Genomic DNA, 6,772 nt, shown 5'->3' with positions numbered 1-6,772 from the left:
GTGGTCATAAAATGCTCCTGCATTTATGACATCAAGTACATCCTTGTACTTGTTGAACTCAAACAAAGCAAATCAGCTTTCCGAATTATTATTAGCGTGAGCCAGCGATGGACACGGTAATAAACAGAATTTGCTTGGTGACAATAGCCTTGTGGAACCACCTGATCCCATCCCGAACTCAGAAGTGAAACGCAAACGCGCCGATGGTAGTGTGGGGTCTCCCCATGTGAGAGTAGGTCATCGCCAAGCGCCTAATTATCTCATTGAGATGTAACCAAGCCAGCTGAATAAGCTGGCTTTTTTGCGTCTGCAATTTGTGAAATCCAGCCTAGTGTCTATTTAATTAGTCAGTTTTCCTCCCATTTTTCTCTCCTTAACACATTCTTTCATTCTTCATGACATCAATAGTAAGTAATGGTTGTCGATTATTTGTTCGTTTATTTTGTCAATGCTCCGATTTCGCTACAGCGATCTGAGTTCTAGATCGCGCCTAGCTATTGCTATTAGTTAAGCGGTTACTTACCTTATGATTTAATTTGTTGGGGTAGATAAGGATCTGAGATGAAGTTAGAGATGATTTGTACTGGGGAAGAGGTGTTGGCGGGACAGATTGTTGATACCAACGCCGCTTGGTTTGCCAGTACTATGATGGAGCATGGTGTCGAGATCCAGCGTCGAGTAACCGTAGGTGATCGCCTCGAGGATTTGATTGCAGTTTTCCAAGAACGTAGCTTACATGCCGATGTGATTCTCGTTAATGGTGGTCTCGGGCCGACGAGTGATGATATGTCTGCTTTAGCGATGGCGAAGGCGAAGGGCGAACCATTGGTTGAGAATGCGGAGTGGCGTGAGCGTTTAGAGGAGTGGTTTACCCGTAATAACCGTGAAATGCCTTTAAGTAATCTCAAGCAAGCTATGCTTCCAGCCTCAGCTGTGATGGTTGATAACCCAGTGGGAACCGCTTGTGGCTTTAGAGTTAAACTTAATCGCGCTTGGTTATTCTTCACGCCTGGTGTGCCTTTTGAGCTTAAGCACATGGTTACAGAGCAGTTTGTTCCCTTTATTCGCGAAGAGTTTAACCTTGATGCTAAGGTTGCCTTAAAGAAACTATTGACCATAGGCCAAGGTGAGTCCGCTTTGGCAGATAAGTTAGAACCGCTAGAGCTGCCAGAAGGCATTACTATTGGTTACCGCTCTTCCATGCCGCATATTGAGATTAAGATTTTCGCCCGTGGCGAGAAGGCGATTGCGGTATTACCTCGCGTCGCTGGGCACATCAAAATGGTGCTGGGTACTGCGGTTGTCGCGGAAGATAAAGCCACTCTTGCCGAAGAAATTCATTACAAACTACTTAACTCAGGCTTGACCTTAAGCGTTGCCGAGTCTTGCACTGGCGGCATGATCACTAGTCTGTTAGTTGATTTCCCTGGCAGTTCATCTTACTTACAGCACGGATTAGTGACTTACAGTAATGAATCTAAAGTGCGTGTGTTAGGTGTTAATCCTTCAACCTTAGATGATCATGGTGCAGTCTCCATTGCGACTGTGGAAGAAATGGCTAAGGGGGCAAGGCAAATTTTAGACAGTGATTATGCGCTGGCAACCAGTGGAATTGCGGGGCCTGATGGTGGCACAGATGAGAAACCTGTGGGCACTGTGGCGATCGCTTTAGCAACTCGCGGCGGTGTTTATAGTCAGATGATTAAACTACCGAGACGTTCACGGGATCTGGTACGCAGTTTAAGTGCCGCTGTTGCTTACGATATGCTAAGACGTGAGATTTTAGCTGAAGCTGTGATCGTCGATTATCAGTCGATTGGGCGATTCAGTAAGTAACTCTTATACGGGCATATACCAGTTTAAACCCGCCAACAAAAATGCTCCCGAGGGAGCATTTTAACTTCTACAGAGATACAAAAATGGCAGATTATTTAGTGAACTTAAGCACTAATTTGCCTGGGGCAACTTGAATGCTTTCGGTCATTTTTGCCATCAGTGCTTGGTTACTGTCCTTGGTATCCAGTACATACACAGGCTGGTTTTCTAAGAATTGCCTTAGATAACCCATCACCTGCGGCGTGGCACTGCTAATCGCTTTTTCAATATCCTTGGGCGTTGATTCCACTTTGACTAATTCGAGTTGGCGCAGATAGACACTGTGCGTTGCACTGTCATACCAAGGCTTGGCTTCGAAAGTCGTCGTGAGTTTGGCGCTCAATGGAAAGATCGGATTCTTAATTGAAACTTGAGTTGCGGCACTTACGCTCATAGTGTCAGGTTTTGCACCTAGCTTGACACTGATGTCGTTAATACGCACTTCTGCGCCAACTAACTGATTGCCTTGTTTAATCTCAAAATGGATCTCTTTACTGAGGTACTGCTCCATTTCGTGCTCGCTGATACTGTACTGCGAGACGCAGCCGCCAAGCAGTACAGTCAATCCCAAGCAAATCGTGCGGGAAAGTTTTTTCATTAACCAGTGTTTCTCATTCCCGCTGCCACACCTGCAATGGTCAGCATTAGCGCTAACTGTACATGTTCAGACGCAGGAGTTTCGGTTGTTTCCTTACGTGTCCGCGCTAATAGCTCGGTTTGTAAGAAGTTTAATGGATCGATATACGGATTTCGCAGTTTAACTGATTCGCGATTCCACGGTGTATGCGCCATTAAACTATCCGATTTTGTCAGCTCAAGCACGACTTTAATGCCCAGATCTAAGCGTTGGCGCAAGGTTTCGCCTAAGTGATGCAAGTCCTTAGGTACTAAACAGGTTTCGTAGTAGCGGGCCAAATTAGGTTCCGCCTTGGCGTAGACCATTTCTAGCATTGAAATGCGAGTGCTGAAGAAGGGCCATTCCCGTTCCATCTCTTGCAGTAAGCCCATTTCACCGCGTTCACAGGCGGCTTGAAGTGCTTCACCGGCGCCAAGCCATGCAGGTAACATCAAGCGGTTTTGCGACCAAGCAAAGATCCACGGAATGGCTCGCAGACTTTCTATTCCACCATCGACACGACGTTTGGCTGGACGGCTGCCGAGTGGTAGTTTTCCTAATTCCACTTCTGGCGTTGCCGCGCGGAAATAAGCCACAAAATCAGGTTCATCACGCACTATGCCACGGTAAGCACCCACTGATTCTTCTGCGATACGTTGCATGCAATTGCGCCATTCTTGCTTCGGCTCTGGCGGTGGTAACAGGGTTGCTTCCAATACGGCCGAGGTATACAGGGCCAAGCTTTGAACCGCGAGTTTTGGTAAGCCAAACTTGAAGCGGATCATCTCGCCCTGCTCAGTCACGCGAATGCGGCCATCTACCGAACCTGGTGGTTGGGATAGAATCGCTTTGTGTGCAGGACCACCCCCGCGACCAATGCTGCCACCACGGCCATGGAATAATGTGAGCTTGACGCCCGCTTGTTTACAGACCGCCACTAACTGCTCTTGGGCGTAGTACTGAGCCCAAGCCGCCGCCATTACGCCGGCATCTTTAGCTGAGTCAGAGTAACCAATCATGACTTCTTGCATGCCTTTGGTATAACCACGATACCAGTCGATATCGAGCAAATCGGTAATACAGGCCGCGGCGTTGTTTAAGTCGCTTAGGGTTTCAAACAGCGGCACCACGCGCATTGGGTGCGAACAGCCCGTTTCTTTGAGTAACAGTAAAACCGTTAAGACATCCGATGGTTTACCCGCCATCGAAATCACATAGGATCCAAGTGCTTTAGCCGGATGTTTAGCAATTAAACGACAGGTATTGAGCACTTCGGCCACATCGGCTGACGGCTGCCAGTTACTTGGGATCAGTGGACGACGGTTGCTGAGTTCGCGTAATAGGAAAGCTTGTTTCTCGGTTTCATCCCAATGGTTGAAATCACCCATGCCGAGATAGCGAGTTAATTCGGCGAGCACATCGCTGTGACGGCTGGCGTCTTGGCGAATGTCGAGTCTGAGCATGTGAATGCCAAAACAGGCGAGGCGACGGAGAATATCAAGCAATAAACCGTTGGCGATTAAGCGCATACCGCAGTCGGTTAAACTCTTATAAAGCATTTCTAACGGCGCTTTGAGATCGCTTTCTTGCCAAATCAGGCTCGACTTATCGACTTCAGGATTGTGGCCTTCGATGCGCGCATTTAAATAATCTATGGTATCGCGCAGTCTTTGACGAATGGAGCGCAACACGTGGCGGTAAGGTTCGCAGCTGTTATTGGTATAAGCCTTTAACTCATCATTGGCTTCTTCCATCGACAGTTCGCCGACCAGCAGCACGATATCTTTTAAGAATAATCTGGCGGCAGCATGGCGGTTACGGTCGAGCACCTCTTGGGTGACTTTTGCGGTAACAAACGGGTTGCCATCGCGATCGCCGCCCATCCAGCTTGAAAAGCGCACTGGCGCGATATCAATCGGTAATTGTTGTCCTGTACGTTGCTGCACTCGATCGTTAAGTTGTCTTAAGAAGTCAGGCACCGCATGCCAGAGTGACTCTTCAATGGTTGATAATCCCCAGCGAGCTTCATCAACAGGTGTTGGGCGCTCACGGCGGATCTCATTGGTGTGCCAAATTTGCGCGATTAATTGGCGAAGGCGCAGACTGATTTGCTGACGTTCTCTATCTGATAATTGATCGTTTTCTTGCTCAGTTAAGCAGTCGACAATGGCGGCGTACTTTTGGATCAAGGTGCGACGTGAAATTTCTGTGGGATGCGCTGTCAGCACCAGATCGATATCCAGTGTCTTAAGGCAGTCGAGCATTTTCGTTTGGTCTACACGGCCATTTAACATACGGCCTAGGAGTTGTTCCACTGGGTCTGGTACGCAGACAAGTTCGTCGCAATTACGACTGATAGTATGAAATTGCTCGGATAAGTTAGCTAAGTTAAGAAATTGGTTAAAAGCTTTTGCAAAAGGGACTAATTCTTCGTCTGGCAAAGCTGTCAGTAACTCGAGCATTTGCTCTCTGGCGGCTTGATCGCCTCGGCGTGAGTCTTTGGCAAGCTTACGGATCTGTTCAACCTTCTCAAGAAAAGAGTCCCCAAGATGGGTACGCATAGTATCGCCAAGGATTTGGCCTAACATACTCACGTTCGATCTTAATGACGCATACATATCTGTCATATTGTCTGCCATGGTTACTGACATAGTTACTCCGAATAGAAAAACATGAAAATTCCGCTGTGCATTTAGCCCGTTAGCACAATACCTATCACTTGGGGCTATGGTCAACAGCAGAACTTATAACTTATACGACTGGCTTATCCGATATGCAACCAATCACGGTATTTGATGAAGAATATTCAATAGAAATGCGAAGTCACGCAATATTTTTTGATGATTAGTGCAAGTGAATATGAAGTGCATCATTTTATGCTTTGCAGACATGTATCTTAGCTGTTAATGAAAAGGACTGATTTGACTCATATTGACCCTGGATAACTGAGTTATTAACGAGTTAGCTGAATGGGAGGCGTGTCTTCGATATCCCAGTTTGAGCTTAAAATATGAAAATAAATTAAAAATATATATTCACATATATTGCATAAGTAGATCTTTGTGGTAGTCTAGCCATCAGTTGAGATGAGTCACCACCTGTGACCTGTAGAGTGAATATCATGATGCACAGTATTAGCCTGACAGTGAATAAAATAACAACCTATTACGATTTCCTGCGACGATAGTCTTGTCATCATAGATATGCGCGGTTGCGTGTAAGCTATTCATCTACTCTTTAAGTTTCTTTGATTCGGTTAATAAGACAAAAAACATGAAAAATATCGCCATTATTGGTGCCAGTGGTTACACAGGCGCGCAACTGACCGCTTTAATCCATGCGTCAGCAGAACTGACGATTCAGGGGTTGTATGTTTCTGAAAACAGTTTAGATAAAGGTAAACCTTTAGCTGATTTGTATCCTAGCTACAGCCATATCGCATTAACGTTGTCGCCATTGTCCGATGAAGCTAAGGCAAAAATCGTTGCCGAAGCCGATGCTGTGGTGCTCGCGACTGAGCACTCGGTGAGCCTGCATTTAGCGGCTTGGTTTTATAGCCAAGGGTTAGCTGTATTCGATTTAAGCGGTGCCTATCGTTTCAGTGATGTGGCGCAATATCCGAAGTGGTATGGCTTTGAGCATGAATATCCTGAAGTTTTAGCCAAAGCCGTGTATGGCCTTGCCGAATGGAATGCTAAAGAAATCGCTGCGACTAAGATGATTGCCGTGCCAGGTTGTTACCCGACCGCATCATTGACAGCGTTAAAGCCGCTAGCGAGTTTACTGACATCGGCTTATCCGGTAATCAATGCCGTGAGCGGCGTAACAGGTGCGGGCCGTAAAGCGCAGTTACATACCAGTTTTTGTGAAGTGAGCCTGACACCTTACGGCGTATTAGGCCATAGACATCAACCCGAGATCGCCACTCAGCTTGGCCAAGAAGTGATATTTACCCCGCACCTTGGCAACTTTAAGCGTGGCATTTTAGCGACCATTACCGTGCAGCTAAAACCAGGCACTACGACTGCCGATGTGGCCGCGGCCTATAGTGTGTATGACAAGGCGCCATTGGTAACTGTAAAGCACAATCAGTTCCCGAAAGTGGACGATGTGGTGCTGACACCTAATTGCCATTTAGGTTGGAAGTTTGATGAGAATAGCGGTTACTTAGTGGTAGCCAGTGCCATCGATAACTTGATGAAAGGTGCTGCCAGCCAAGCGCTGCAATGCATAAAGATTCATTTTAACCTTTAATTGTTCATCCTTATTTAAGAGAGTCGT

General features: G+C 46.7%; 4 protein-coding genes and 1 rRNA gene. 3 read left to right on the top strand and 2 right to left on the bottom strand.

The genetic code is table 11. From position 1 onward, the window contains the following. The first annotated feature begins 133 nt into the window (after positions 1 to 133). Both rrf and L5M49_RS11150 read left to right on the top strand, forming a co-directional pair. Positions 134 to 249: ribosomal RNA gene (rrf, locus tag L5M49_RS11155) — 5S ribosomal RNA — on the top strand. A 312-nt stretch (positions 250 to 561) separates the two neighbouring features. Further along, positions 562 to 1,836 (top strand): CinA family nicotinamide mononucleotide deamidase-related protein, encoded by a 1,275-nt coding sequence (locus L5M49_RS11150; RefSeq protein ID WP_263266077.1) that lies wholly within the window; start codon positions 562 to 564, stop codon positions 1,834 to 1,836. Between the two features lie 91 nt (positions 1,837 to 1,927). On the opposite strand, the gene L5M49_RS11145 is transcribed toward L5M49_RS11150, so the two are convergent. Further along, positions 1,928 to 2,473, bottom strand: coding sequence for a DUF1439 domain-containing protein (locus L5M49_RS11145; RefSeq protein ID WP_173248120.1), 546 nt, complete (start codon positions 2,471 to 2,473; stop codon positions 1,928 to 1,930). Next, positions 2,473 to 5,142 carry a phosphoenolpyruvate carboxylase gene (gene ppc, locus L5M49_RS11140; protein WP_263266076.1) on the bottom strand — a complete coding sequence of 890 codons (2,670 nt, stop codon included), beginning with the start codon at positions 5,140 to 5,142 and terminating at the stop codon, positions 2,473 to 2,475. The genes L5M49_RS11145 and ppc overlap by 1 nt, the downstream gene beginning before the upstream one ends. A 622-nt stretch (positions 5,143 to 5,764) precedes the next feature. On the opposite strand from ppc, the gene argC reads away from it, so the two are divergent. Beyond that, complete coding sequence (gene argC, locus L5M49_RS11135; protein ID WP_263266075.1) at positions 5,765 to 6,745, top strand: N-acetyl-gamma-glutamyl-phosphate reductase; 981 nt, start codon at positions 5,765 to 5,767, stop codon at positions 6,743 to 6,745. The last annotated feature ends 27 nt before the right edge of the window (positions 6,746 to 6,772 follow it).

This window comes from Shewanella sp. SM74 (assembly GCF_025653725.1).
GTDB classification, from domain to species: Bacteria; Pseudomonadota; Gammaproteobacteria; order Enterobacterales; family Shewanellaceae; genus Shewanella; species Shewanella oncorhynchi.
Note: the sequence above shows the minus strand (reverse complement) of the source record. Positions and strands in the feature narration are given on the sequence as shown.

Bases quoted from the DNA above. Each gene is read 5' to 3' on its own strand.
- L5M49_RS11150 (WP_263266077.1), top strand. From the start codon at position 562: ATGAAGTTAGAGATGATTTGTACTGGGGAAGAGGTGTTGGCGGGACAG.
- L5M49_RS11145 (WP_173248120.1), bottom strand. From the start codon at position 2,473: ATGAAAAAACTTTCCCGCACGATTTGCTTGGGATTGACTGTACTGCTT.
- ppc (WP_263266076.1), bottom strand. From the start codon at position 5,142: ATGTCAGTAACCATGGCAGACAATATGACAGATATGTATGCGTCATTA.
- argC (WP_263266075.1), top strand. From the start codon at position 5,765: ATGAAAAATATCGCCATTATTGGTGCCAGTGGTTACACAGGCGCGCAA.